The organism is Novosphingobium sp. 17-62-19 (assembly GCF_002256775.1).
Lineage (GTDB): Bacteria > Pseudomonadota > Alphaproteobacteria > Sphingomonadales > Sphingomonadaceae > Novosphingobium.
Window position 1 is genome coordinate 1 of record NZ_NCII01000059.1, and the last position, 24,050, is coordinate 24,050.

27 protein-coding genes are annotated in these 24,050 nt (G+C 63.0%); 9 read left to right on the plus strand and 18 right to left on the minus strand.

Annotation, left to right across the window (positions count from 1 at the left end):
- The first annotated feature begins 19 nt into the window (after positions 1-19).
- Both purC and B7X90_RS11660 read left to right on the plus strand, forming a co-directional pair.
- Positions 20-805 (plus strand): phosphoribosylaminoimidazolesuccinocarboxamide synthase, encoded by a 786-nt coding sequence (gene purC / locus B7X90_RS11655; RefSeq protein WP_292624675.1) that lies wholly within the window; start codon positions 20-22, stop codon positions 803-805.
- A 348-nt stretch (positions 806-1,153) separates the two neighbouring features.
- Positions 1,154-4,000: a pitrilysin family protein gene (locus B7X90_RS11660; protein WP_292624628.1), complete on the plus strand. Its 2,847-nt coding sequence runs from the start codon at positions 1,154-1,156 to the stop codon at positions 3,998-4,000.
- A gap of 82 nt (positions 4,001-4,082) precedes the next feature.
- Here the strand turns inward: B7X90_RS11660 and B7X90_RS11665 are convergent, their stop codons facing one another.
- The gene (locus B7X90_RS11665; RefSeq protein WP_292624629.1) at positions 4,083-4,688 is read right to left on the minus strand and encodes a TetR/AcrR family transcriptional regulator; all 606 of its coding nucleotides are present in this window, start codon (positions 4,686-4,688) and stop codon (positions 4,083-4,085) included.
- A gap of 483 nt (positions 4,689-5,171) precedes the next feature.
- Between B7X90_RS11665 and purS the strand changes: the two genes are divergently transcribed.
- Positions 5,172-5,405 carry a phosphoribosylformylglycinamidine synthase subunit PurS gene (gene purS, locus B7X90_RS11670; protein ID WP_292624631.1) on the plus strand — a complete coding sequence of 78 codons (234 nt, stop codon included), beginning with the start codon at positions 5,172-5,174 and terminating at the stop codon, positions 5,403-5,405.
- Between the two features lie 17 nt (positions 5,406-5,422).
- The gene (purQ, locus tag B7X90_RS11675; RefSeq protein ID WP_292624632.1) at positions 5,423-6,100 is read left to right on the plus strand and encodes a phosphoribosylformylglycinamidine synthase subunit PurQ; all 678 of its coding nucleotides are present in this window, start codon (positions 5,423-5,425) and stop codon (positions 6,098-6,100) included.
- Between the two features lie 3 nt (positions 6,101-6,103).
- On the opposite strand, the gene B7X90_RS11680 is transcribed toward purQ, so the two are convergent.
- The 3 genes from B7X90_RS11680 to B7X90_RS11690 form a co-directional block, all read right to left on the minus strand.
- Complete coding sequence (locus B7X90_RS11680; RefSeq protein WP_292624633.1) at positions 6,104-8,461, minus strand: GGDEF and EAL domain-containing protein; 2,358 nt, start codon at positions 8,459-8,461, stop codon at positions 6,104-6,106.
- Between the two features lie 158 nt (positions 8,462-8,619).
- A complete protein-coding gene (locus B7X90_RS11685) occupies positions 8,620-8,778 on the minus strand; it encodes a hypothetical protein (RefSeq protein ID WP_011444689.1) in 159 nt (52 codons plus the stop codon).
- A gap of 124 nt (positions 8,779-8,902) precedes the next feature.
- On the minus strand, positions 8,903-10,498 hold the full coding sequence (locus tag B7X90_RS11690; RefSeq protein WP_292624640.1) for an isocitrate lyase: 1,596 nt from the start codon (positions 10,496-10,498) through the stop codon (positions 8,903-8,905).
- Between the two features lie 147 nt (positions 10,499-10,645).
- Between B7X90_RS11690 and B7X90_RS11695 the strand changes: the two genes are divergently transcribed.
- The 5 genes from B7X90_RS11695 (at position 10,646) to B7X90_RS11715 (ending at position 14,994) form a co-directional block, all read left to right on the plus strand.
- A complete protein-coding gene (locus B7X90_RS11695) occupies positions 10,646-12,040 on the plus strand; it encodes a helix-turn-helix transcriptional regulator (protein WP_292624641.1) in 1,395 nt (464 codons plus the stop codon).
- A gap of 81 nt (positions 12,041-12,121) precedes the next feature.
- Positions 12,122-12,631 (plus strand): N-acetyltransferase, encoded by a 510-nt coding sequence (locus B7X90_RS11700; RefSeq protein WP_292624643.1) that lies wholly within the window; start codon positions 12,122-12,124, stop codon positions 12,629-12,631.
- Positions 12,632-12,654: 23 nt separating this feature from the next.
- Complete coding sequence (locus B7X90_RS11705; protein WP_292624645.1) at positions 12,655-13,224, plus strand: DUF1285 domain-containing protein; 570 nt, start codon at positions 12,655-12,657, stop codon at positions 13,222-13,224.
- Entirely contained in the window at positions 13,221-13,823 is a 603-nt protein-coding gene (locus tag B7X90_RS11710) for a CoA pyrophosphatase (protein ID WP_292624647.1), read from the plus strand. The genes B7X90_RS11705 and B7X90_RS11710 overlap by 4 nt, the downstream gene beginning before the upstream one ends.
- Positions 13,816-14,994, plus strand: a complete 1,179-nt coding sequence (locus tag B7X90_RS11715) for a CCA tRNA nucleotidyltransferase (protein WP_292624649.1) — start codon at positions 13,816-13,818, stop codon at positions 14,992-14,994. The genes B7X90_RS11710 and B7X90_RS11715 overlap by 8 nt, the downstream gene beginning before the upstream one ends.
- A 3-nt stretch (positions 14,995-14,997) precedes the next feature.
- On the opposite strand, the gene B7X90_RS11720 is transcribed toward B7X90_RS11715, so the two are convergent.
- From B7X90_RS11720 to hisB, 14 genes are all read right to left on the minus strand, one after another.
- On the minus strand, positions 14,998-15,531 hold the full coding sequence (locus tag B7X90_RS11720) for a J domain-containing protein (RefSeq protein ID WP_292624651.1): 534 nt from the start codon (positions 15,529-15,531) through the stop codon (positions 14,998-15,000).
- A gap of 108 nt (positions 15,532-15,639) precedes the next feature.
- Positions 15,640-16,149 carry a peptidoglycan-associated lipoprotein Pal gene (gene pal, locus B7X90_RS11725; protein ID WP_292624652.1) on the minus strand — a complete coding sequence of 170 codons (510 nt, stop codon included), beginning with the start codon at positions 16,147-16,149 and terminating at the stop codon, positions 15,640-15,642.
- 92 nt (positions 16,150-16,241) lie between these two features.
- Entirely contained in the window at positions 16,242-17,615 is a 1,374-nt protein-coding gene (gene tolB, locus B7X90_RS11730) for a Tol-Pal system beta propeller repeat protein TolB (RefSeq protein ID WP_292624655.1), read from the minus strand.
- Positions 17,612-18,571 carry a hypothetical protein gene (locus B7X90_RS11735; RefSeq protein ID WP_292624657.1) on the minus strand — a complete coding sequence of 320 codons (960 nt, stop codon included), beginning with the start codon at positions 18,569-18,571 and terminating at the stop codon, positions 17,612-17,614. The genes tolB and B7X90_RS11735 overlap by 4 nt, the downstream gene beginning before the upstream one ends.
- A gap of 10 nt (positions 18,572-18,581) precedes the next feature.
- Complete coding sequence (locus B7X90_RS11740) at positions 18,582-19,037, minus strand: ExbD/TolR family protein (protein WP_292624658.1); 456 nt, start codon at positions 19,035-19,037, stop codon at positions 18,582-18,584.
- 3 nt (positions 19,038-19,040) lie between these two features.
- Positions 19,041-19,742, minus strand: a complete 702-nt coding sequence (gene tolQ, locus B7X90_RS11745; RefSeq protein ID WP_292624660.1) for a protein TolQ — start codon at positions 19,740-19,742, stop codon at positions 19,041-19,043.
- A complete protein-coding gene (locus B7X90_RS11750) occupies positions 19,739-20,131 on the minus strand; it encodes a YbgC/FadM family acyl-CoA thioesterase (RefSeq protein ID WP_292624661.1) in 393 nt (130 codons plus the stop codon). The genes tolQ and B7X90_RS11750 overlap by 4 nt, the downstream gene beginning before the upstream one ends.
- A gap of 75 nt (positions 20,132-20,206) precedes the next feature.
- The gene (locus B7X90_RS11755) at positions 20,207-20,584 is read right to left on the minus strand and encodes a histidine triad nucleotide-binding protein (RefSeq protein WP_292624662.1); all 378 of its coding nucleotides are present in this window, start codon (positions 20,582-20,584) and stop codon (positions 20,207-20,209) included.
- Between the two features lies 1 nt (position 20,585).
- Positions 20,586-20,909 carry a phosphoribosyl-ATP diphosphatase gene (locus B7X90_RS11760; protein ID WP_292624664.1) on the minus strand — a complete coding sequence of 108 codons (324 nt, stop codon included), beginning with the start codon at positions 20,907-20,909 and terminating at the stop codon, positions 20,586-20,588.
- A 187-nt stretch (positions 20,910-21,096) separates the two neighbouring features.
- Positions 21,097-21,261 carry a hypothetical protein gene (locus B7X90_RS11765; protein ID WP_292624666.1) on the minus strand — a complete coding sequence of 55 codons (165 nt, stop codon included), beginning with the start codon at positions 21,259-21,261 and terminating at the stop codon, positions 21,097-21,099.
- Positions 21,262-21,360: 99 nt separating this feature from the next.
- Positions 21,361-22,122: an imidazole glycerol phosphate synthase subunit HisF gene (hisF, locus tag B7X90_RS11770; protein WP_292624668.1), complete on the minus strand. Its 762-nt coding sequence runs from the start codon at positions 22,120-22,122 to the stop codon at positions 21,361-21,363.
- On the minus strand, positions 22,119-22,844 hold the full coding sequence (gene hisA / locus B7X90_RS11775) for a 1-(5-phosphoribosyl)-5-[(5-phosphoribosylamino)methylideneamino]imidazole-4-carboxamide isomerase (protein WP_292624670.1): 726 nt from the start codon (positions 22,842-22,844) through the stop codon (positions 22,119-22,121). Before hisA ends, hisF begins: the two co-directional genes overlap by 4 nt.
- A gap of 4 nt (positions 22,845-22,848) precedes the next feature.
- On the minus strand, positions 22,849-23,478 hold the full coding sequence (hisH, locus tag B7X90_RS11780; protein ID WP_292624671.1) for an imidazole glycerol phosphate synthase subunit HisH: 630 nt from the start codon (positions 23,476-23,478) through the stop codon (positions 22,849-22,851).
- Positions 23,471-24,049 (minus strand): imidazoleglycerol-phosphate dehydratase HisB, encoded by a 579-nt coding sequence (gene hisB / locus B7X90_RS11785; protein ID WP_292624673.1) that lies wholly within the window; start codon positions 24,047-24,049, stop codon positions 23,471-23,473. Before hisB ends, hisH begins: the two co-directional genes overlap by 8 nt.
- Position 24,050: the final 1 nt, after the last annotated feature.

Below are 24,050 nucleotides of genomic sequence, written 5' to 3' on the forward strand. Positions count from 1 at the left end.
CCGCGCAGGAAACACGATGATGTCTCGTCGCCGCCAGATCTACGAAGGCAAGGCCAAGATCCTTTACGAAGGCCCCGAACCGGGCACGATCATCCAGTATTTCAAGGATGACGCTACCGCGTTCAACGCGCAGAAGCGCGGCACGATCAACGGCAAGGGCGTGATCAACAACCGCATCAGCGAGTATGTGTTCACGCGCCTCGCCCACATCGGCATCCCCACGCACTTCATCCGCCGCCTGAACATGCGCGAACAACTGGTGCGTCAGGCCGAAATCATCCCGATCGAAGTCGTCGTGCGCAATATCGCTGCAGGCTCCATCTCCAAGCGTCTCGGCATCGAAGAGGGTGAGCCGCTGCCGCACACCCTGATCGAATACTACTACAAGGACGATGCGCTGGGTGATCCACTGATCGCCGAAGAGCACATCGCCTGCTTCGGCTGGGCCACCAACGAGGAAATGCAGGACATTTCCAGCATGGCGATCCGCGTGAACGATTTCCTCTGTGGCATGTTCGCGGCGATCAACATCAGCCTGGTGGACTTCAAGCTCGAATTCGGCCGCATCTGGGATGGCGACTACGCCCGCGTGATCCTGGCCGATGAAATCAGCCCCGACGGCTGCCGCCTGTGGGACATGACCACCGGCGAAAAGCTCGACAAGGACCGCTTCCGCCGCGATCTGGGCGGCGAAGAAGAAGCCTATCAGGAAGTCGCACGGCGTCTGGGCCTGCTCGAAAACGATGGCGGCCCGAGCGAGGTGTTCGACCTCGGCGCACACCGCAAGCTGCGCGGGAAGAAGTAAGGCTTCTCCGCCAAAACTGTTTCAAACACTCCCTCCGACAACGGAGGGGGTGTTTTAATCTAATAAAACATTAGTTCCGCTAGTAGAGCATCCTCGCGAGACGAAAATTTCAGGCGGAGCTTTCCACAAAAAATTCCTGCTTTAACAGTACCTTGAGGCGAATAATTCTGAAACCACCATTCTGCAAAATCTTCCTTCAAACAGTACTCAATATCCACGATCATTTTAGCTCCTTTGTTTACTTGAGTGCTAATATACAACTATCCTGTAGCGCATTGCAATATTTTATCATTTTGAATTACTCATAAGACTTGTCTGTGCTGAAGCACTCCGGCACAAACAGGACCAATGATCCTTTGTCGCCTGCTCCCCATCGCCGCTGTCGTCACCCTTGCCGCCTGCGCCACGCAGCCTGCACAACTGGCCAGCGCCCCCAAACCGACATGGGCCTTCCAGCAAAGCGACCTCCCCCCCGATCCCGCCTACCGCTACGGTCAGTTGCCCAACGGTATGCGCTTCATCATCCGCCGCAACGCCACGCCTGCGGGCACCGCGCAAGTGCGCATGGATATCACCACCGGCTCGCTGGACGAGACCGAAACCGAGCGCGGGTTTGCCCATTTTGTCGAGCACATGGCCTTCAACGGCTCCACTCACGTGCCCGAAGGCGAGATGATCAAGCTGCTGGAGCGCAACGGTCTGTCTTTCGGCGCGGATACCAACGCGCAGACCTCGTTCGAGCAGACGCTCTACATGCTCGATCTGCCCCGCGCCGATCCCAAGCTGCTCGACACCGCGCTGATGCTGATGCGCGAGACGGCGAGCGAACTGACGTTCGATCCCGAAGCCGTCGCCCGCGAACGCGGCGTCGTGCTGTCCGAACTGCGCGATGGCCAGGGCTGGCAGCGTACCAATCTGGAAGACCAGATTGCCTTCTTCTATCCGCAGGCCACCTACCCCAAACGCCTGCCCATCGGCACCATCGAGGCGCTGAACGCGTCCACCGCGCAAACGCTCAAGGCGTTCTGGGCGCGCGAATACGTGCCGTCCAAAACCACGATGATCGTCGTCGGCGATTTTGACCCGGACGCAGTGGAAGCCGCCATCCGCGCCCGCTTTGCCGATTGGGAACCCAAGGCCGAAACACCGCGCCCGGATGAAGGCAAAGTCGATCCCCGGCAAAAGGCCGCAGTCGATATCCACGTCGATCCCTCACTGTCCGAACGCGTCACCGCATCGCGGCACGGCCCGTGGAAGGTCGAGCCTGATACCATCGCCAACCGCCGCACCGCGCTCCTTCGCCAGATCGGTTACGGCGCGGTCAACCGCCGCTTCCAACGTATGACCCGCGTGATCGATCCGCCGTTCCGGGGGGCAGGCTTTGGCACCAGCGAGGTGTTCGAGATCGGCCGCACCACCAACCTGATCGTCGATACCACCGACGGTGGCTGGCAACGCGGGTTCGCGGCCGCTGCCGGTGCCTATGCCCGCGCCCTGTCCGGCAGCTTCACGCAGGGCGAGATCGACGAACAGGTCGCCAATATCCGCACCGCGCTGGAAAATGCCGCCGCCGGGGCCGACACCCGCCCGCACAGCGCCCTCACCAATGCCGCGCTCGCGCTGGTCCGCGATGAGCAGGTGCCCACCACCCCGCAATCGGGGCTTGAACGCTTCAACCAGTTTGCCCCCACCATCACGCCAAAATCCGTCATGGCCGCGCTCAAGGCCGAAGCGATCCCGCTGAAAGATCCGCTGATCCGCTTTCAGGGCCGCACCGCGCCCAAGGGCGGCGAAAAGGCCCTGCGCCAGACCTTCAGCAAAGCGACCCGCGCCAAGGCCCCGGCAGGCGAAGTGCCCGCGCCCGTCCCCTTCGCCTACACCGATTTCGGCCCGGCAGGTACGGTCGTGTCAGACACGGTTGAGCCGCTCTATGGCATCCGCCAGATCCGCTTTGCCAACAATGTGCGCCTGAACCTCAAACGCACAGATCTCGCCAAAGACCGCATCCAGCTCAATCTCGATCTCGATGGCGGCGAAATGCTCGACAGCAAGGCCGATCCCCTCGCCACCGAGATGACCGCCGTGCTTGCCCGCGGCGGCCTTGGCAAACACAGCGAGGACGATCTGCAGACCCTGCTAGCCGGTCGCTCGGTCGGCATGGGCCTTGGGGCCAGCGGCGATACGTTCGATGCCAGCGCCACCACCACCCCGCGCGATCTGCCGCTGCAACTGCAATTGTGGACCGCGCTGCTGACAGACCCCGGCTACCGTGCCGAAGGCGAAGTGCTCTATCAGCAGAACGTGGCCAACTTCTTTGCCCGTCTGCGTTCAAGCCCCGGTGCAGCACTGGCCAATGCCATCGGCGGCGTGCTGTCGAACGATGACCCGCGCTTCACGCTCCAGCCACAACCGGCCTACAGCGCGCTGACCTATGCGAAGCTGCGCGATGCCATCGCCAGCCGCCTCGCCCAGGGTACCATCGAAATCGCGGTGGTCGGAGACATCGACGAAGCCGCCACGATCGAAGCCGTCGCCCGTACCCTCGGCGCGCTGCCTCCACGCGAACCCGATTTCCAGCCTTACGTGCAGGAACGCCAGCGCCCCTTCACCTCCGCACGCGGGCCGCGCGTGATCCGCCATACTGGCGAGGCAAACCAGTCCATCATCCGCATGGTCTGGCCCACCCGCGACGACAGCGATCCTGATGAGGCCATGACGCTCGCGCTGCTCGATTCCGTCGTGGGCATAGAAGTGCTTGATACCGTGCGCGAAAAGCTCGGCAAAGCCTACAGCCCCGGCGCATCCAGCAGCCTCAGCCGCGTCTGGACCGGCTATGGCACATTCACCATCAACGCCTCGGTCGATCTGGCAGACCTGCCCGCCACGCGCGCCGCGCTGGTCGAAACCATGCGCACGCTAACCGAAAAGCCAGTCGATCCCGATGTGCTGCAACGCGCCCGCGCCCCGATGCTCGAACGCATCGACAATGCGCTGAAAACCAACGGCGGCTGGATGGCGCTGGCCGCCCGCGCCCAGACCCAGCCAGATCGCCTTGCCCGCGCCAAAGCCGCCCGCGCACGGCTTGAAAAGATCACCGCCGCCGTTCTGCAATCCCTCGCCCGGCGCTACCTCGCGCCGGAAAAGGCAGTGGAGCTGCTAGTCCTGCCAGAGGGAGCAGCGGCGCCCCCAAACTGACGGAACATTCGCAAAAATCGCCCCCTCCTCTTCAGAGGAGGGGGTTGGGGGTGGTGGCTCACCGGAAAGCACAACGCTTCATTCACCCCACACGCAACCCCGCCAGCACCAGCCCAGCGTGGCATTCCGCCAACCAGTCCACGTCCAGCGCCTCTGCCCCCACCGGCTCGAACACACTGCGCCACAGTGCCGCATGGACGATCCCGCCGGTAACGCTGTGCGCCGCCATTTTCGGATCAGCGCAGACAAATTCGCCGCGCTCCACACCATGGATAATCAGCCGCTCCACCGCGCCCAGCAGGCAGATCATCGCCGTTTCATGATAGAACCGCGCGAGTTCCGGGAAGTTGCGCCCCTCCCCCACGATCAGGCGCGGGAGAAACGCCATTTCCGGGCCGGCCATGCGCTTCATCGCATTCTTTACAAACGCCCGCAGCAGCGCAGGTGCGGGCAGCGCGCCGTAGTCGCTTGGCAGCAAAGTCGGCATGATCTCGGTGATGACTTCCGAAACCAGCGCACGGAACAGCGCTTCCTTGCTTTCAAACGCCAGATAGAGCGCAGCGCGGCTGATTCCCACGCGCTTGCCCACATCCTCCATCCGCGCGGCGGCAAAGCCGCGTGTCGCAAATTCTTCGCGGGCAGCATCCAGAATGCGTTCGCGGCGGTCAGGCGGTGTCACACGTGGCATGGCGCGACAATAACTGACGCAACAGTCATGTAAAGGTTGGAAAAGGCGGTGGCAGTCCACCTCATTGTCGCGTGGGGTGCGGTAGTGCGAAGATGGCCTGCCACCGGATGGAACTTTGACCCGTCCCTGAGGTGGAAACATCATACCCCCTGAAGTGCCCATCAGCGCTATCGTTTTCCTACTTACGCAATGCCCGCTAGGCTGCGAATCATGACAACCGCAACGCCCGTTTCGACACAGCATCCGGTGCCCCTTGCGGCGCTGCAAAACCCATGGCGCTCGTGCACGTCCGAATGGCACTTCGGCAGTCACGAAGGCTTCAGAAAACTTTCTCAGGACCGTGTAAACTGTGTAAACCCTTTCAGGAAAACCCGCCCCAAGCTGAACAGATTACGGCACGCGCGGGGTTGCTCTTCGCGGCCTGAGGTTGCATAGGCCCGCCCAAGAATCTCTTGGCTTCCAGTGTCCGAAAGGCCCCGCCCGATGAAGGTCCGCGTCATTGTCACCCTCAAGAACGGCGTGCTCGATCCGCAGGGCCGCGCCATCCACCACGCTTTGGAAGGCCTCGGTTTCGAAGGCGTCAACGATGTGCGCGCGGGCCGCGTGATCGAACTCGACGTGGCTGACAGCACTTCGGACGAAGCGCTGGACGATATGTGCCGCAAGCTTCTCGCCAACATGGTGATCGAAAACTACCGCATCGAAAAGGCGGCCTGAGCGCAGGAGCGAAAGACATGGCCTTCACCTCCGCCGTCATCACCTTCCCCGGCTCCAACTGCGATCGCGACATGGCCGTGGCCATCGAACAGGTCTGCGGCGGCACCGTCCACCGTGTGTGGCATGGCGATGCCGATTTGCCCGATGGCCTCGATTTCATCGCCCTGCCCGGTGGTTTTTCCTACGGTGACTACTTGCGCTCTGGCGCGATGGCAGCCCGCTCGCCGGTGATGCAGGCCGTGGTGCGCGCGGCTGAACGCGGCGTGACGGTGCTGGGCGTATGCAACGGCTTTCAGGTGCTCACCGAAGCAGGCCTGCTGCCCGGTGCGCTGATGCGCAATGCCGGCATCCGCTTCGTCTGCCGCGATGTGGCGTTGACGGTGGAGAACAACCAGTCGCTGTTCACCGCAGGCTACGAAGCAGGCCAGCAGATCACGATCCCTGTCGCGCATCACGATGGCAATTACTTCGCCGACGATGCCACGCTCGACCGGATCGAAGGCGAAGGCCGCGTGGCATTCCGCTATGCCGGGCCAGTAAACGGCTCGGCCCGCAACATCGCAGGCGTCCTCAACGATCGCGGCAACGTGTTGGGCATGATGCCTCACCCCGAACGTATGATCGAAGCAGCGCACGGCGGGACGGATGGCCGCGCCCTGTTTGAAAACGTGGTGCGCGGATTGGTCGAAGCGTAAGGTTCAGGCTCGCTCGCGCTGGCGGACTTTGCCGAACAGGCTGCGCGCGTCGGCCCCGCTCATCGGGTGGCCAAAATAGTAGCCCTGGATCTTCTTGCAGCCGATCTTGCGGATAACTTCCAGTTCCAGCTCGGTCTCCACACCCTCGGCCGTGGTGGACATTTCAAGGCTGTCGGCCATCGCCACCACCGCGCGGCAGATGGCAAGGCTTTCGGGATTGTTCTTGGCCGCGCCCTGCACGAAGCTGCGGTCGACCTTGATCGTTGAAAAGCGCATCTTCCTCAGGTAGCCGAGCGAGGAATACCCCGTTCCGAAATCGTCCAGCGCAACGCCGCAGCCAATGCCCATCAGGTTTTCAAGTGTCATCTGCGCGGTGGTGCCGTCGCGCACGAAGATGCTCTCGGTCACCTCGATCTCAAGCCGGTGTGGCGAAAGGCCGCTGGCCGTCAGCGCGCCCACAACCGTCTCGGCAAAGTAGGGATCGAGCAGTTGTTCGCCTGAAACGTTGACCGCGATCTTGACGTTGTCGGGCCACTTCATCGCCTCTTGGCAGGCGGTGCGCAGAACCCATTCACCGATTGGCACGATCAGGCGCGTGTCCTCGGCAATCGGGATGAATTTGACCGGGCTGACGAAGCCGTGTTCGGTGCTGTTCCAGCGCAACAGCGCCTCAAAGCTCAGCACCTTCTCGGTCACCGCATCGACAACTGGCTGATACACCAACGCAAACTCATCGCGTTCGAGCGCGTGACGCAACGAGAATTCGAGCTTGCGGCGTTCCTCGGCGTGGGCGTGAAGTGACGGTTCGTAGCTGCAATGCCGCCCCCCGCCATCGTCCTTGGCGCGATAGAGCGCGAGGTCGGCGTTGCGCAGCAGCGTTTCCACCGTCGTGCCATCACGCGGGCCGAAAGCGGAGCCGATGCTGGCGCCAACATAGAGCGTGTGGTGATCAACTTCGTAGGGCTGAGAAAGCGCAGAAATTATCGCCGCACTGAGATCTGCCACGCGCAGGCTATCGGAAGCATCGCGGATCACGATGCCAAATTCATCGCCACCCAAGCGCCCACAAACCTCATCTTCACGCACGATCCTTTTGAGCCGCTCCGACACGAGCGCGAGCATCTGGTCGCCCACGAGGTGGCCCAGGGTATCGTTGATCGCCTTGAACCGGTCGAGATCGATCATCATGAACGCGCATTCGGTACGCCACTTTTCAGCATAGCCCATCGCATCGCCCAGCGCTTCGGTGAGCATCAGGCGATTGGGCAGCCCGGTGAGCGTGTCATAGCGGGCGAGCCAGGCGATCTTCTCGGCGCTTTCGCGTTGCTCAGTCACGTCGGACCCGACACCCCGGAAGCCGATGAACGCACCGTTCTCATCCACCTTGGGCGAAGCAGAAAGCTCCCACCAACGCGGGTTTCCGCGCAGGCTGACCCGGACCAGCAGATTGGAAAAACTCTCCCGCCGCTTCAACCGCTCGGCCAGATCGTGCAGGCTGGAGTGAAAATGGCCGCTGTCCCATGCCTCACCTGCGATGAGCTGGATCAGCGGTTTTCCATCAGCATCTTCAGGATCTTCACCCAGCGCAAAGGCGAAACGCGGACTGACCGAACGGACGCGGCGATTGGCATCCACCTGCCACAGCCAATCGGCATCACCCTCTTCGAATTCGCGGAGCAGCAGCGAGACCACTTCGGATTTTTCGGCCATTCCCGCCTCGGCCATGCGCGCGATCAGGAACGTTCGCGCCGCTTCAATAGCGCCGACGCTGACGATGGCAACGAAAGCGGCGGCAATCGCTGCGGCGGTGTATTGGCCGAAGAAGACCAGCGTGGCCATCGCGGTCAAACCGACCACACCCGAAAACATGACCGTGGCAATCGGCAATGCCACGAAAGTTACCGCCATGCCCGTCATCAACATTGTCAGTACAGTCCACAAGGTCATGCGCTGTGTAGGATCGTCAAAGGGCGAAAACGCCATCATCGGGACAGACCACACCACCGATAAAGCGAAAGAGTTGAGCGTCTGGCGACGAATTTCGTGGCGGCTGATGCGGCGGCGATCTGCATCGAGCAGGGCGCGATCAAACCGCGTGCTGCCGAACAATACGACCCCGAGCAGGATTGCCCAACCAAGCAACGCCGCAGCATGAACTTGTTCACGATATATCTGCAGCACCATGAGCGCGGCAATGGCGTGACCAACAATTCGTGGGAGTGTCAGCTTCGCCAGACTTGAGTACTGCAATCCGCGCAAACGTCCCCAATCCCCGTCGGCCGGATCGTGAAGGCCGATCACGGCGAGGACCGGCAATCTGCCGTTGCGGGATTCTGGAAGAGGGGAGGCTGCGGATTTCACGCGTGTTCAATACCCGTGAAATCTTATTCAAAAGTAAGCAGAATCGGATGTTTGCAGACTTTACCCATTAAAAAATGGCCCGCCGCGCTCCTTGTCGGAGTGCGACGGGCCGGACTTTCCTCCCCAGGAAAGATCCTTAAGTACTTGGTGCCAAAGCCTTAACGCCCAAGGGCACTGCCAAGCCGGTGATAAAGGTTCGAGAACTTGACCGATTCCGGCTGGTCCTCGATTGCCTTGAGATAGTGCAATACGGCTTCGCGGATCAGCTTGAAGTCCTCGGTCGAGAGGACCGCGCGGGCACGTGCAGGTTCAGCCATGATGGGTCTCCTTCTTGGATCTTCGAGGCGTGATTGCCGCGAGGATTTGCTATGTTGGTGGGACGGGCTTGCTTTTGACAACCCCACCCCACCCCCTCCCCTGAAGGGGAGGGGCGTTCGCTGGTTATGCGGCGAATTGGTTCATCGTGTTGTGAGCGCCGCCAGCCTTGAGTGCGGCTTCGCCGGAGAAGTATTCCTTGTGATCATCGCCAATGTCCGACCCGGACATGTTCTGGTGCTTCACGCAAGCGATGCCCTGACGGATTTCCTCACGCTGGACCTGCTTGACGTAGCCGAGCATCCCTTCTTCGCCGAAGTAACGCTTGGCCAGATTGTCGGTGCTGAGCGCAGCCGTGTGATAAGTCGGCAGCGTGATCAGGTGGTGGAAGATGCCCGCCTGCGCCGCAGCATCGCGCTGGAACGTGCGGATGCGCTCATCGGCTTCCACGCCCAGTTCTGTGTTGTCGTAGTCCACGCTCATGAGCTTCGCCCGGTCATAGGCCGAGACGTCCTTGCCCGCTTCGACCATGGCATCATAGACCTGCTGGCGGAAGTTCAGCGTCCAGTTGAAGCTGGGGCTGTTGTTGTAAACCAGCTTGGCGTTCGGGATGACTTCGCGGATGCGGTTCACCATGCCGCCGATCTGGCCGATGTGCGGCTTTTCGGTTTCGATCCAGAGCAGGTCCGCGCCGTTCTGCAGCGAGGTGATGCAATCGAGCACGCAGCGGTCTTCGCCGGTTCCGGTGCGGAACTGGAACAGGTTCGAAGGCAAGCGCTTGGGCCGCATCAGTTTGCCATCGCGGGCAATCAGCACATCACCGTGGCCGAGGTTTGCGGCATCGACTTCATCGCAATCGAGGAAGCTGTTGTACTTGTCCGCAATATCGCCCGGTTCGCGAGTGAACGCGATCTGCTTGGTCAGACCTGCGCCGAGCGAGTCGGTGCGGGCAACGATCACGCCATCATCAACGCCGAGTTCCATGAAGGCGTAACGAACAGCGCGGATCTTCGCGAGGAAGTCTTCGTGCGGAACGGTGACTTTGCCATCCTGATGGCCGCACTGCTTTTCGTCCGAGACCTGGTTCTCGATCTGGATGCAGCAGGCACCGGCTTCGATGAACTTCTTGGCCAGCAGGTAAGTTGCTTCGGCATTGCCAAAGCCTGCGTCGATATCGGCAATGATCGGCACGACGTGGGTTTCGAATTCGTCGATCTTGTGCAGCAGGCGGTGGGTGTTGACCGCATCGCCTGATTTCTTGGCGGCATCAAGATCGCGGAACAACATGCCCAGTTCGCGGGCATCGGCCTGCTTGAGGAAGGTGTAAAGTTCCTCGATCAGATCGGCGACCGAGGTCTTCTCGTGCATCGACTGATCGGGCAGCGGACCGAATTCGCTACGCAGTGCAGCGACCATCCAGCCCGACAGGTAAAGGTAACGGCCCTTGGTGGTGCCGAAGTGCTTCTTGATGGAAATCATCTTCTGCTGGCCGATGAACCCGTGCCAGCAGCCGAGCGACTGCGTGTACTTGGCAGGATCGGCGTCATAGGCGGCCATATCGGCGCGCATGATCTTGGCCGTATAGCGTGCAATATCCAGCCCGGTGTGGAAGCGGTTCTGCAGGCGCATACGGGCCACGCTTTCGGGTTCGATCCCGTCCCAGGTCTGGGCGAAAGGCGCGATGGCCTTGCCGGCTTCGACGATCTTGCTGTGGTAAGTCATGTCCCGTGTTCCCTCACGTGGTCTGCGTCTGGTGTGACATCGGGGTAACGGGCGAATCGCGGCTGCGGAATGCCGTGCGCGGTCATGTTGTCAAACTTTACAAGATATGCTTGTAAAGTTGTGCAGACGCTACAAGAGCCATGTGCAATGTCGACAAGACCGCTTTATCTGGGGCCACGGCTCAAGCGAATACGCCGCGAACTAGGGCTTACGCAGCAGGCGATGGCCGATGAGCTGGACATATCGCCGAGCTACATCGCGCTGATCGAGCGCAACCAGAGACCCCTTACCGCCGATCTGCTGCTGCGGTTGGCACGGGCCTATAAGCTCGACATGGCAGATCTTGCCAACGATGAGCGTGATGATCACGCGCGGCGGCTGACCGATGCCCTGCGCGATCCGATCTTTGCCGATATCGATCTGCCCGCGCTGGAAGTGTCCGACGTTGCCGCCAGCTTTCCCGGCGTAACCGAGGCGCTGTTGCGGCTCTACGGTGCGTGGCAGCGAGAGCAGCAGGCGCTGGCAGACCAGCGCAGCGCCCTGCCCGGTCCCGGCGCAAGCGACCCGGTGGGTGAGGCACGGCGCTTTGTGGCGGCACGGCGCAACTATTTTCCGACTATCGATTCCAAGGCCGAGGAACTGGCAGAGGAAATCACCAAGGCAGGCGGCGCAGCAGAATGGCTGCGGCTGCAAGGGGTTCGCGTGCGGTTCCTGCCGCCCGATGTGATGATGGACGCGGTGCGCCGTTATGACCGGCACAACGAGCAACTGCTGGTGGACGATACGCTCTCGCCTTCGGGCCGCGCGTGGCAGTTGCTCCAACACATTGCCTATACCGCGCTGCGGAGTGAAATTTCGGGCGTGATCCGGGGGGAGAGCTTTGCCAGCGAGACGGCAGCGCAACTGGTCCGGCGCGCGCTGGCGGGATATGCGGCGGCGGCGCTGGTCATGCCTTATGATCGCTTTGCCCGCGCCGTCGATGCGCGGCGCTATGATCTTGAGGCGCTTTCGGGGCAGTTCGGGGCAAGTTTCGAACAATTGGCCCACCGGTTGACCACACTGAACCGTCCCGGGCAGGAGCGCGTGCCGTTCTTCTTCATCCGCGTGGATGCGGCGGGCAATGTTTCCAAACGGCTCGATGGCGCGGGCTTTCCCTTTGCCGCGCATGGCGGGGGGTGCCCACTGTGGTCGGTGCATGAATGCTTCCGCACGCCGGGCGAAATCCTGACGCAGTGGCTGGAACTGCCCGATGGCCAGCGCTTCTTCTCGCTGGCGCGCACAGTCACATCGGGCGGCGGCGGTTTCGACCGGCCCCGCACCACGCGCGCGATTGCGCTGGCCTGTGCGGCGGAACATGCGCCACGGCTGGTTTATGCGGCGGGGGTAGATGCAAAGGCAGTGGCAGCAACCCCCATCGGCGTGACCTGCCGCCTGTGCCATCGCACCCAATGCACCGCGCGGGCAGAGCCGCCGATCGGACGCGAGATACTGCCCGATGACTACCGGCGCGGGGCCGAACCGTTCAGCTTTGCGGAGAGTTGAGCAGTTTACTTGCAGCCGTCATGCGGGACGGCTATCGGCGCGCTTCCTTCCGGTGCCCCCGGACCTGAGAAAGTCCCGCCGTTGTCCAAGATCATTCCGCTTGCCGATGTCGATCCCGAACTGGTCGAGCAATTGCTCGATTCCGCGTTCGAACCGGAACGGCGCGGGCGAACCGCCTACAAGGTGCGCGAAGGGATGGAGTGCCTTGGCAACCTGTCGTTCGCCGCGCTGGACGACAATGACATGCTGGCCGGATCAATCCAGAGCTGGCCGGTGGGCCTGACCGACGCCGAAGGGCGGATGCACCCGATGATCATGGTCGGCCCGGTGGCAGTGATGCCGCACTTGCAGGGTGAAGGCTTTGGCAAAGCGCTGATGACCGCGGTGCTGACCGCGATCGACCCGCGCGCACCGCTGCCGCAAGTGCTGATCGGCGATCCAGAATATTACGAGCGCTTCTTCGGTTTCAGCAACACGCACACCGCGGGCTGGCGTTTGCCTGGACCTTATGAACAGCATCGCCTGCTGTGCCGCACCGCAAATCCCGCCGTTCTGCCGCAAGAGGGCATGTTGGGGCCTTGGCGGCGCTGACCTGATCTGGCATCGGCGGGGACATGCCTTATGTTCCGCCGCCCGAACTCGCCTCCCTGAGCCTTGGCCAACTGGCCGAGCAGGTGGCCGCGCGCAAGCTGCCGCCGCTTGACCAGTGGAGCCCGCAAGAGGTGGGCGAAAGCGAGATGCGGATAGCCGCCGATGGGCGGTGGTTCCATCAGGGAGGAGAGATCAAGCGTCCGGCGATGGTGCGGGCGTTCTCGTCACTGTTGATGCGCGATGACGATGGCCAGCACTGGTTGGTGACGCCGTTCCAGAAGCTGGCGATTGAAGTTGAAGACGCGGCGTTCATTGCCGTGGACGTGCAGGTGAAGCTGGATGAGGCGGGGCGTGCTGCCCTCGCCTTCCGGCTGAACTCCGATGATCTGGTGGTGTGCGGGCCGGACCATCCCTTGCGGGTGGCGGGGACGGCTGAGGTTCCGGCGTTCTATCTGACGGTGCGGCACGGGACCGAGGCACGGCTCAATCGCAGCACCTATGGCCAGTTGATCGACCATGCGCTGGCACTGGGCGGGGATGAACTGGCGATGGAGAGCATGGGCGCGCGGTTTGTGCTGGTGCCTGAGGCATGAGCCTGCTTTCGCGGCTGACGCGGCTTTATGACGCGGGCCATCGCACGCCATTGCAGGACTTGTACGAGGACTGGCGACCCTTGCCTGAGCATGGGCTTCGACCTGCGGCGGTGCTGATCGCGGTGACGGACCGCGTGGGGCATCCCGATGGGCCGGGCGTGTTGGTAACGCACCGGCCATCGCACATGCGTGCGCATCCGGGGCAGGCAGCCTTTCCGGGCGGGAAGCTCGATCCGGGTGAGACGCCGATTGAGGCTGCGCTGCGCGAGGCGAACGAGGAACTGGGCATCCAACCCGAGGACGTAATCGTGATCGGCACGAGTGACCGGTTCCGCACCGGCACTGGCTATGACATCACGCCCGTGCTGGCGATGGTGCCGCCCGATCTACCGATGTACCCCAACCCGGCGGAGGTGGCAGACTGGTTCGAGCCGCCGCTGGGCTTCCTGCTCAATCCGGTGAACCATGTGTGGCAATCGGCGGAGTGGGAGGGACGCACCGGGCGTTTTATCGAGATATTGTGGAATGAGCACCGGATATGGGGCGTAACGGCGGCGATCATCTCCAATCTTTCCAAGCGGATGATGTGGCATGACTGAGCGGCTGCCTGCGGCGGAATGGACCGCGCGGGCCGATCTGGCGGCGCTGGTGCGTGCGCTCGATCCTGAAGCGGAGGGCAATTGCCGCTGGGTGGGCGGTGTTGTGCGCGATACCTTGCTGGGCCTTTCGCCCAAGGATGTGGACATGGCGACGACACTGCTGCCTGAGGAAACAGCCGCGCGGCTGAAGGCAGCAGGGATCAAGGCTGTGCCCACCGGGATCGCGCATGGCACGGTGACGGCTGTGGTGAGCGGCTCCCCGGTGGAGATCACCACGCTGCGGCGCGACGTTTCCACCGATGGCCGCCACGCCACGGTCGCCTTCTCATCCGAATGGCAGGACGATGCGGCGCGGCGCGATTTCACGATTAACGCGCTCTATGCCGATCCGCGCACGCTGGAACTGTTCGACTACCACGGTGGGCGCGGTGATCTGGCGGCGCGAAGGGTGCGGTTTATCGGCGAGGCGCGCGAGCGTATCCGCGAGGATTACTTGCGAATCCTGCGCTATTTTCGGTTTCAAGCGCGCTTCGGCTCGCTGCCCGCCGATGCCGAGGCGGAAGCTGCGGTGAGCGAGCTGGCGGCGGGGATGAAAGGCCTGTCGCGGGAGCGGGTGGGCTGGGAATTGATGACGCTGCTCGCCCTGCCCAACCCCGCCCCTACGGTGCGGCGGATGGCGGAACTGGGGGTGCTGGCGCAAGTGTTGCCTGAGGCGCAGGTGGCCGGGCTGGAAGCACTGACGACGCATGAGTCAGCGCTGGGCATTGCGCCAGATGCCTTGCGGCGGCTGGCTGCGCTGCTGCCTGCCGATCCGCCGCTGACGGACCAAGTCGCGGCGCGATTGCGGCTGTCGGTGGCGCAGCGCAAGCGGCTGGCGTGCGCGGCGGCGCGCGATGGCGGGGTGTTGGATGCACGGGCGATGGCTTACCGGCTAGGTATGACCGAGGCGCAGGACCGGCTTTTGCTGGCGGGCGAGGCTGTGGCGCCGCTCAATGGGTGGGACGTTCCCATCTTCCCTCTCAAAGGCGGTGCGATTGTCGCGCGCGGCGTTACCGCAGGGCCGGAAGTTGCGCGGCTGCTGAAGGCGGTTGAGAGCCGGTGGGTTGCCGAGGGCTTTCCTGACCAGACACGGGTTTCGGCGCTTCTGGACGAAGCGCTGGCAGAAGGCTGAGCCTCAGCCCTTCCACTCGCGGCGTTCTTCGGCGGCGCGCAGGACTTCGTAGGACACCTGCAACTTCTGGAACTGCTCTGCGGCAGCCTTGTCTCCGGGGCGGACGTCGGGGTGGACTTCCTTGGCCTTGGTGCGCCACGCCTTCTTCACCGCATCGAAATCGGCATCGGGATCGAGGCCCAGCGTTTCCAGCGCGCGCAATTCATCGCGGCTGCGGCTGCCATCGCCCGAACCGCCCCACTCGGCCCATGACGCCTGCCGATAGCCCGACGTATCGCTGCGTTCGGCCTGTTCGCGCTCTTCAGCCTCTTCCTTGTCCAGCCCTTCGAAGTAGTTCCAGCCCTGGTTGTATTCGGCAGCGTGGGCCACGCAGAAGTACCAGCGATCGGGGTTGTTCGGCGATTTGGGCGCAGGGCAATCGCCCTTTTCGTTGCACCCGGCGCGGTCGCACAGGCGCACCGGCGCAGCATCGCGCCCGCTGCCATAGCCGCGCCAGCGGGGAAAACCCCAGTCAGTCGATCGTGTTGAACGCGCCATCAGAAATGCAAAGCCGAATGCAGGAGCAAAGGTCAAGATGAACCCGGTGACGGGAACGTGAAAAAGGCCCGGATGACTGTCCGGGCCTTCTGCAACGGGTGAGACGGATCAGTTGACCGTGACGGTCACCGCGCGACGGTTGCGTGCCCATGATTCCTCGTCGGAACCCAGCGCAATCGGGCGTTCCTTGCCATAGCTGACGACCATGACACGGCCCGGTTCGATGCCGAGGCTGACGAGGTAGTTCTTCGCGGCATTGGCCCGGCGTTCACCCAGCGCGAGGTTGTAATCGCGCGTGCCGCGTTCATCGGCGTGGCCTTCGATCGTCACGGACTTGTTGGGATAGCGCGAGAGCCACTGCGCCTGGCTCTGCAGAATGCCCTGATCCGATGCATCGATATTGTAGCGATCCAGATCGAACAGCACCGTATCCGACATGACCGAGGCCATGAAATCAGCCTGGCTGCCCGGCACCGGACCGCTCGGCTGCATCGGCGGCTGCGTGGTCTGGGTGTTGGCAGTGCCCGGCTCGGGCGGCAGTTCCTTGGGCTTCGAAGCACAGGCACCGAGGACGAGCGTTGTTGCGGCAATACCCGCGATGAGGAGCGAACGATTCATGGCATTCTCCTTAGAGAGGGACGGGAGATATGATGGGTGCATCGTGCGGTCTGCACGGTGAATTGACAAGGGCCGGTTGCAGCCATGTTGGATCACGGCAGAACCGGACCCCATGCAGGATCAGAACCATCGACCGGCGTGTTCAGTTTCCGCTCGTTGCGGCCGGTAAGGTCAACCTGCCAGATTCCGGTCTTGCCGCTGCCGCGCTCGGTGCGGAAAAACTGCACGATGCGGCCATTGGGCGACCATGTGGGCGCTTCGTCCTGCCAACTGTCGGTCAGTGAGCGCATTCCCTTGCCATACGGGTCGGTCACCGCGATCTTGAAGTTGCCTGCCATGTGCGTGAACGCAATCTGGTCCCCGCGCGGCGACCATTCGGGCGTGGCGGCGCGGCCGCCGAAAAAGCTGATGCGCTTCTGGTTCGATCCGTCTGCGTTCATCACATAGAGCTGCTGCCCGCCCGACCGGTCACTTTCGAACACGATCTTGCTGCCATCGGGGGAGTACGACCCGCCAACGTCGATGCCGGGGCTGTCGGTCAGCCGCGTGGACGTTCCGCCGGTGGCAGGCACGCGATAGATGTCGGTATTGCCCGCAATCGCCATCGAATAGAGAATCCACTTCCCATCGGGCGACCAGCGCGGCGCGAAGGTGGGGTTGGTGCTCGACGTTACCAGAGTCTGCTGCCCTGTGCCCACATTGTATACGTAGATGCGCGGCGCGCCATTCAGATAGCTGAGATAGACGATCTTGCTGTAATCGGGCGAATAACGCGGGGTCAGCGCCGTGGCCTGTCCATTGGTGATAAAGCGGTGGTTTGCGCCATCCGAATCCATGATTGCCAGCTGCTTGCGGCGGCGATCCTTCGGCCCGGTTTCGGCGATATAGGCAATCTTGCTGTCGAAGAACGGGCTTTCCCCGGACAGGCGCGAATAGACCATGTCGGCGCATTTATGCGCAGCGCGCCGCCATTCATCAGGCTTTACCACATAGCCCTGCCGCGCCAGTTCGCTGCCCAACGCCACGTCATAGAGATAGCAGCCGACTGTCAGCCGACCGTCGGGGTTCGCCTTCACAAAGCCCTGCACCAGCATTTCGGCTGAACGCCCGCGCCATGTGTCGAAGGTGGGGGCAGCCACTTGCGGGAACGCCACGGCGGGCAACTGGTCGGGACCGAGCGGCTTGAACAATCCATTGTTTTTCAGGTCATTGAACACCACCCGCGCCACGTTCTTGCCCAGCGCCTCGGTCGTGCCGCCGGTTGCCTCTGTCGCCACGCTGGCGTTGGTGGGGAACGCGGGGATGGCAATGCCAAGATCCTGCCATTCGTTTTCGTCCGAGACAGAGCCGGTCAGGCCTTCGTCAGCGGGCTCAGCCGCCGATGTGGGGAGAGCAACCTGCTGAGCGGCCACCAGTGTCGGGATCGAAGCCATGCCTGCGGCAAGGACGAGAAAGCGCAACTTCATTGGGACAACTTCCTGTCAAAGCGGAAGGCGGTGACGCGCTTCCAACCGGAGTAGTATTTTTCGGGCAGATCAAACGGTGCCGCAAGCTGGACCGCGCGGACCGCTTGTTCGGCGTGACGCTTGGCCTGCGTCTCATTCGCTGGCGTGATGCCCTGCTGATCAACAACGCGCGGACGCCCGGCAAGGGTTCCATCGGCGTTCAGGTCCCACGCAAGGATCGTCACCAGCTTGTCGGCATCCACCCCCTGCGGCGCGGCCCAATGTGGCTTGATCTCACGCGAAATCGCGCTGGCCAGCGAAGAGCGTACGTCCGGGCCGATGGTGGCAGCGGGTGCGGCCTTGGCGGTGCCGGGCTTGGTGGAGCCGGGAACGCCTTTGAGAAAGTCCGAACCAATCCGGCTACCGCCAGCGGGCGCATCGGGGCGGCGGCGTGGGCTGGTGTCGGCGGTTGCTTTCTTGGCCGGAGCCGCTTTTGCCGGGGCCGATTTGGCGGGCGTGGCCTTGGCCGGGGTTGGCTTAGGCTGTGCCTTGGCGGGGGCCGACTTGGGCTTTGGCTGCGGCTTGGGCGCAGGCTTTGGCGGCACAGGTTTGGGCTGCGGTTGCGGTTTGGGCGCTGGCTTGGGCGGCGCGGGCTTAGGCTTTGGCGTTGGCTGCGGCGGCGCGGGAACCGGCTTGGGCGGCTCAGGCTGGGGCTGCGATTCCACTACCGGCTCAGGCTGCGCCTCCCCCAGTTCCGGCGCAACATCGGGCGCGGCCTCGGCCATCGGATCGGGCGAGGTCGATTGCTCCGAAATCTCCTGCGAAAACGTCACTTCCATCCGCTCGGGCGGCGGCTTCACCGCCTTGCCCGGTGGGGATAGCGTGAAGGCGACAAGCAGGGCGGCATGGGCGGCGGCCGCAATGACCAGCCCTGCGCCTTCCTGCTTCGTCAGGCCTCCTGCGGTGGGGTCTCGCATCAGATAAGGCCTATTGCGGCGCGGATGAACTGTTGGTGACCAGCGAGATCGATTTGAAGCCCGCAGCGTTCAACTCGCCCATCACAGCGGCAACGCGGCCCCAATCGAGCACGCGATCAGCGCGCAGCGTAACCAACGGTGGTTTCTCGCCACGCTGCAATCCAGCCAAGCGGTCGGTCAACTCTCCCGGTGCCAGCTGTTCGTCATCGAGGAACACCCCGCCCTGCGCATCTATGCTGACGGTGATCTGGTCCTGCTGCTGGTCCAGCGGATCGGCCTTGCTGCCGGGCAAGTCCACCGGCACGCCTGCGGCCAGCATCGGTGCGGTGACCATGAAAATGATCAGCAGCACGAGCATGACGTCAACGAACGGCGTGACGTTGATCTCGCTCATCGCGGTGCGGCCACCCCGGCCCCGCCGTCCTCTGTTACGGCTGCTTCCGCCGCCGCCTACCGACATTGCCATGCCTCAGGCCTCCAGTTCGCGGCTGAGCGAAGCATGAAACCTGTCAGCGAAGCGATAGAGCCGCGTTTCGAAGCGGTTCACACGGTGCGAGAAGCGGTTGTACGCGATCACTGCGGGAATAGCGGCGAACAGGCCGATGGCCGTGGCGAACAACGCCTCGGAAATGCCGGGAGCGACAACGGCGAGCGACGAATTCTGCTGTGCGCCGATATTGAAAAAGCTGTCCATGATGCCCCACACCGTGCCGAACAGGCCGACAAACGGCGCGACCGAACCGACCGTGGCAAGGAAGTTCAACCGGCTGGCCAGCGTATCGGTTTCCTGCACCACTGCGCCATCGAGCGCCGTGGTCAGCCGCTGACGCGTGCCTTCCCGGTCGATCGCCTTACCCGCAGTGGAGCGCCGCCATTCGGCAAGCGCCGCGTTGGCGACGCGCATCGAAGGCAGGTTCTTGCCCTTGTGCTCTTTCTGGAACGCATCGATATCGCGCGTTTCCCAGAACTCGCGCTCATATTTGTCGCAGGCGCGTTGCGTGCTGCCCATTTTCAGCGAGAAACCGATGATGATCGTCCACGTCCACACGCTGGCCAACACCAGCCCGATCATCACGGCCTGCACCACGTAATCGGCATCGAGGAACAGTTGCACCGGGTTCAGCGAGGTGGGCGCGAAGGAAACGCCATTGGCGAGCATCGGGAGAATCATGCGGGGCCGTTGGGAGCGACGAAGGCGACGCGCACCTTCGCTTCGCACAAAAGCGTGTCTTCCCTGAACGCACGCTGCACGATCCGGCAGGTGGCAGGAGAAAGCTCGGCCACATGGCTGCGCACCAGCACATCGTCGTCCAGCTTGGCCGGGCGCAGATAGCGCAAGTCCATCGCGCTCACGGCATAGGCCCCCTCGCCTGCTTCGTGCGCGGCACGCTGGTCTATGCCGAGCAGGCGGAGCATGTCAGACCGGGCGCGTTCGAACCAGCGCAGATAGTTGGCGTGATAGACCACGCCCGAAAGGTCCGTGTCCTCGAAGTAGACGAGGACCGGATAGAGGTGCTGCGGGCCATCGAACAGGCCGGAAGGTGGTAGCGGTAAGACCATTCGGACGCGACTCTACCCTTGCGACGAGTCGTTGGGCAAGGCTTGGTTAACTGCTTACCCCCGCAGTGGTGCTATTCAGCGCAGCAGCATGGGGCCGAGCGGCTGTCCGGCGAAGAGATGGACGTGCAGATGCGGCACTTCCTGATGGCTGTCGGTGCCGGTGTTGGCCAGCAGGCGATAGCCCGGTGCAACCAGGCCCAGATCGCGCGCAACCTTGCCCACGGCACGCACGAAGCCTGCGATTTCGGCGTCGGAAGCCTTGGCGGAGAAATCATCCCAGCACACATAAGCGCCCTTGGGGATCACCAGCACGTGGGTGGGCGCCTGCGGGTTAATGTCATGGAACGCCAGCGCAAAGTCGTCCTCATAGACGGTGCGGTTGGGGATTTCCCCGCGCAGGATCTTCGCGAAGATGTTCTGGTCATCATAGGGAAGCGTGGCGTCAACGGCCATGTCAGCTGCTCCTGCTGGCTTTTTCGGCAATACCTGAAGTGCCTTCACGCCGTTCGAGTTCCGCCAGCACTTCGGCCAGCGGCACGCCCTTGGCCGATAGCAGCACCATCAGGTGAAAGATCAAGTCTGCCGCCTCGCCGACCAGTTCCTGCCGGTCTCCGGCGAGCGCCGCAATGACGGTTTCGGTGCCCTCTTCACCCACCTTCTGCGCGATCTTGGCGATGCCTTTGGCGTTGAGCTTGGCCACATAGCTGGCGGAAGGATCACCCGCGCGGCGCTGGGCTATCGTGGCTTCGAGCCGGGCGAGAGTGTCACCGTGTTCCATGCCGCCCGCAATGGCGCGGATGGGGGGTATGGGTCAAGTGGGGGGAGGCTAACGTCTGCCTTCAAACCGCTCGTCATCCTGAACTTGTTTCAGGATCCATTTTGCCGATCAGGCCGCTGTTTGCGGGGATGGATGGACCCTGAAACAAGTTCAGGGTGACGTAACTCTAGGGGGACAGGGCCGTGCGTTACCCCCGCCGCTTGGCAATCTGGCGGCCGACGATCAGGCCCACCACGCCAAGCGCAAACAGCGCGCCATCGGTCGGTTCAGGAATGGAAATGCCGCTCGACTGCGCAAAAGCGGGCGTGGCCGACGCGATGGCGAGGAGAAGAGAGGAAACCAGACGAACCACGGAACAGACGACCTTGCATTAGTTAATGCACACCCCCTGCCAGAAGCCGCGATTCGGTAAAATCCCTTATATCAGATGGTTAATGCCCCAATGTGGGACTCATGACCGTGCAGGCAGTCCCGCCGCGCGCAACGCCGCGTGCGCCTCCGCAATCGAGTGCGTGCCGAAATGGAAGATTGAGGCTGCGAGCACCGCGCTGGCGTGTCCCTGCGTCACGCCTTCCACCAGATGATCCAGCGAGCCGACGCCGCCGCTGGCAATCACCGGAACCGGAACCGCATCGGCAATCGCGCGCGTCAGTTCAAGGTCATAGCCCTGCTTCGTGCCATCGCCGTCCATCGAGGTGACCAGCAGTTCGCCCGCACCCAATGCGGCAAGGTTCACCGCATGGGCCAGCGCATCAATGCCGGTGGCCTTGCGCCCGCCGTGGGTGAAGATTTCCCACTTCCCCGAAGCAACCCGCCGCGCATCGACCGATCCGACCACGCATTGCGCGCCGAATTTCTCGGCAATATCGCGCACCAGTTCGGGCCGGACGACGGCAGCGGAATTGACCGCCACCTTGTCGGCCCCGGCGAGCAGCAGCGCGCGCGCGTCTTCCACCGCCCGCACCCCGCCGCCGACGGTCAGCGGCATGAAGCAGACTTCTGCGGTGCGCGCGACCACATCGAGCAGTGTGCCGCGCCCTTCGTGCGTGGCGGAAATATCAAGGAAGCACAGCTCGTCTGCGCCGGCCTTGTCATAGGCGCGCGCCTGCTCCACCGGATCGCCCGCATCGCGCAGGTCGACGAAGTTCACGCCCTTGACCACGCGGCCATCGCGGACATCGAGGCAGGGGATGACGCGGACGCGGACGGTCATGCTTCTGCCATCGCAATCGCGGCGGCCAGATCGAGCCGGCCTTCGAACAGCGCACGGCCGGTGATGACGCCCTCGATCCCGTCCACTTCGTGAATCTTCAGCATCCGAATATCGTCGATGCCCTTCACCCCGCCGCTGGCGATCACCGGAATGTCCACGCGGCGGGCCAGTTCAACGGTTGCATCAAGGTTCACGCCCTTGAGCAGGCCATCGCGGCCAATGTCGGTGAACAGCAGGCTGGCAACGCCCGCATCCTCGAACCGGCGGGCGAGGTCGACCACTTCGACGTCGGACACATCGGCCCAGCCCTCGGTCGCCACCATGCCGTCGCGCGCGTCGACCGCGACAACGATGCCACCGGGAAATTCCTTGGCCATGTCCTTGACGAATTGCGGGTCTTTCAGCGCGGCAGTGCCCATCACAACGCGGCTCACGCCAAGGTCGAACCAGCCTGTCACCGCCTCGCGCGTGCGGATGCCACCGCCGAGTTGGACGTGACCATCGAAGGCCTTGAGAATGCCTTCCACTGCCTCGCGGTTCTCTGCGCGGCCTGCAAAAGAACCATCGAGATCAACCACATGGAGGAACTGGCTGCCTGCCTGTGCAAAGAGCGTGGCCTGATGCGCCGGGTTGTCGCCATAGACCGTGGCGCGGTCCATGTCGCCTTCAGCGAGGCGGACGACTTGCCCGCCCTTGAGATCGATGGCCGGGAAAACGATCATAGAATCACGGCTTCCATTCAAGAAAACGGGCGAGCAGCGCAAGGCCGTAAGCCTGGCTCTTTTCGGGGTGGAACTGCACGCCGAGGATATTGTCACGCGCCACAGCGGCTACGATGCCGCCACCGTGGTCGCTCATCGCTGCCACATGCACGCCTTGTTCCGGCACGAAGTGATAAGAGTGGAGGAAGTAGGCCTCGCCCGCATCGAGCAATTCTGCGCCGCCGGTGTGGGGCATGGGGGCAACATCGTTCCAGCCCATGTGCGGGACTTTGATGGTGGGGTCTGCCGGTTCGATCACGCGCACTTCGCCGCCGATCCAGCCAAGGCCATCGGTGACGCCATGCTCCACGCCGCGATCGGCAAGCAATTGCATTCCCACGCAAATTCCGAGAAACGGTGCGCCGCCGACCAGCACGCGCTCCTCCATCGCCTCGACCAATCCCGAAACGCACCTAAGTGCACCAACGCACGCCTTGAATGCACCAACACCGGGCAAAACGATGCGATCTGCGGCGCGAACGACGCTTGGATCGGCGGTCACGACAACGCCCTTCGCACCCGCCGCTTTCAGCGCGTTTTCGACCGAGCGGATATTGCCCGCGCCGTAATCGACCAACGCGAGCGTCTCAGCCACCGAGGATGCCCTTGGTGGAGGGCACCGCATCAGCCTTGCGCGGATCGATGGCGATGGCCTGCCGCATCGCGCGGGCAAAGCCCTTGTAGATGCCTTCGATGATGTGATGGTTGTTAGAGCCGTAGAGGCTTTCGATGTGCAGCGTGATCCCGGCGGCCTGCGAAATCGAGGCGAACCAGTGTTCGAACAGTTCGGTGTCCATTTCGCCGAGGCGCGGCTGAGTGAACGCAGCCTTCCACACCAGGACCGGGCGGCCCGAAATGTCGAGCGCGACGCGGCTCAGCGCCTCGTCCATCGGCGAATAGGTGTGGCCGTATCGGGTGATGCCCTTCTTGTCGCCCAGCGCCTGCGCGATGGCCTGCCCCAGCGCGATGGCGCTGTCTTCGGTCGTGTGGTGCTGGTCGACGTGCAGATCGCCCTTCACGCGGCATTCCACATCGATCAGCGAGTGGCGGCTGAACTGTTCGATCATATGATCGAGAAAGCCGATGCCGGTCTCCACCTTGTAGGTGCCCGTGCCATCGAGGTTTACCGACACGGCAATGTCGGTTTCCTCGGTCCTTCGCGTGATC

Excerpts from the sequence above, each read along its gene's own strand:
- B7X90_RS11760 (WP_292624664.1), bottom strand. The coding sequence starts at position 20,909 with ATGGAACACGGTGACACTCTCGCCCGGCTCGAAGCCACGATAGCCCAG.
- B7X90_RS11750 (WP_292624661.1), bottom strand. The coding sequence starts at position 20,131 with ATGGTCTTACCGCTACCACCTTCCGGCCTGTTCGATGGCCCGCAGCAC.
- purS (WP_292624631.1), top strand. The coding sequence starts at position 5,172 with ATGAAGGTCCGCGTCATTGTCACCCTCAAGAACGGCGTGCTCGATCCG.
- B7X90_RS11695 (WP_292624641.1), top strand. The coding sequence starts at position 10,646 with ATGTCGACAAGACCGCTTTATCTGGGGCCACGGCTCAAGCGAATACGC.
- B7X90_RS11690 (WP_292624640.1), bottom strand. The coding sequence starts at position 10,498 with ATGACTTACCACAGCAAGATCGTCGAAGCCGGCAAGGCCATCGCGCCT.
- B7X90_RS11755 (WP_292624662.1), bottom strand. The coding sequence starts at position 20,584 with ATGGCCGTTGACGCCACGCTTCCCTATGATGACCAGAACATCTTCGCG.
- B7X90_RS11705 (WP_292624645.1), top strand. The coding sequence starts at position 12,655 with ATGCCTTATGTTCCGCCGCCCGAACTCGCCTCCCTGAGCCTTGGCCAA.
- tolQ (WP_292624660.1), bottom strand. The coding sequence starts at position 19,742 with ATGATTCTCCCGATGCTCGCCAATGGCGTTTCCTTCGCGCCCACCTCG.
- B7X90_RS11735 (WP_292624657.1), bottom strand. The coding sequence starts at position 18,571 with ATGCGAGACCCCACCGCAGGAGGCCTGACGAAGCAGGAAGGCGCAGGG.
- B7X90_RS11715 (WP_292624649.1), top strand. The coding sequence starts at position 13,816 with ATGACTGAGCGGCTGCCTGCGGCGGAATGGACCGCGCGGGCCGATCTG.
- pal (WP_292624652.1), bottom strand. The coding sequence starts at position 16,149 with ATGAATCGTTCGCTCCTCATCGCGGGTATTGCCGCAACAACGCTCGTC.
- B7X90_RS11740 (WP_292624658.1), bottom strand. The coding sequence starts at position 19,037 with ATGGCAATGTCGGTAGGCGGCGGCGGAAGCAGCCGTAACAGAGGACGG.
- purC (WP_292624675.1), top strand. The coding sequence starts at position 20 with ATGTCTCGTCGCCGCCAGATCTACGAAGGCAAGGCCAAGATCCTTTAC.
- purQ (WP_292624632.1), top strand. The coding sequence starts at position 5,423 with ATGGCCTTCACCTCCGCCGTCATCACCTTCCCCGGCTCCAACTGCGAT.
- B7X90_RS11665 (WP_292624629.1), bottom strand. The coding sequence starts at position 4,688 with ATGCCACGTGTGACACCGCCTGACCGCCGCGAACGCATTCTGGATGCT.
- hisA (WP_292624670.1), bottom strand. The coding sequence starts at position 22,844 with ATGATCGTTTTCCCGGCCATCGATCTCAAGGGCGGGCAAGTCGTCCGC.
- tolB (WP_292624655.1), bottom strand. The coding sequence starts at position 17,615 with ATGAAGTTGCGCTTTCTCGTCCTTGCCGCAGGCATGGCTTCGATCCCG.
- hisF (WP_292624668.1), bottom strand. The coding sequence starts at position 22,122 with ATGACCGTCCGCGTCCGCGTCATCCCCTGCCTCGATGTCCGCGATGGC.
- B7X90_RS11710 (WP_292624647.1), top strand. The coding sequence starts at position 13,221 with ATGAGCCTGCTTTCGCGGCTGACGCGGCTTTATGACGCGGGCCATCGC.
- B7X90_RS11660 (WP_292624628.1), top strand. The coding sequence starts at position 1,154 with ATGATCCTTTGTCGCCTGCTCCCCATCGCCGCTGTCGTCACCCTTGCC.
- B7X90_RS11720 (WP_292624651.1), bottom strand. The coding sequence starts at position 15,531 with ATGGCGCGTTCAACACGATCGACTGACTGGGGTTTTCCCCGCTGGCGC.
- B7X90_RS11685 (WP_011444689.1), bottom strand. The coding sequence starts at position 8,778 with ATGGCTGAACCTGCACGTGCCCGCGCGGTCCTCTCGACCGAGGACTTC.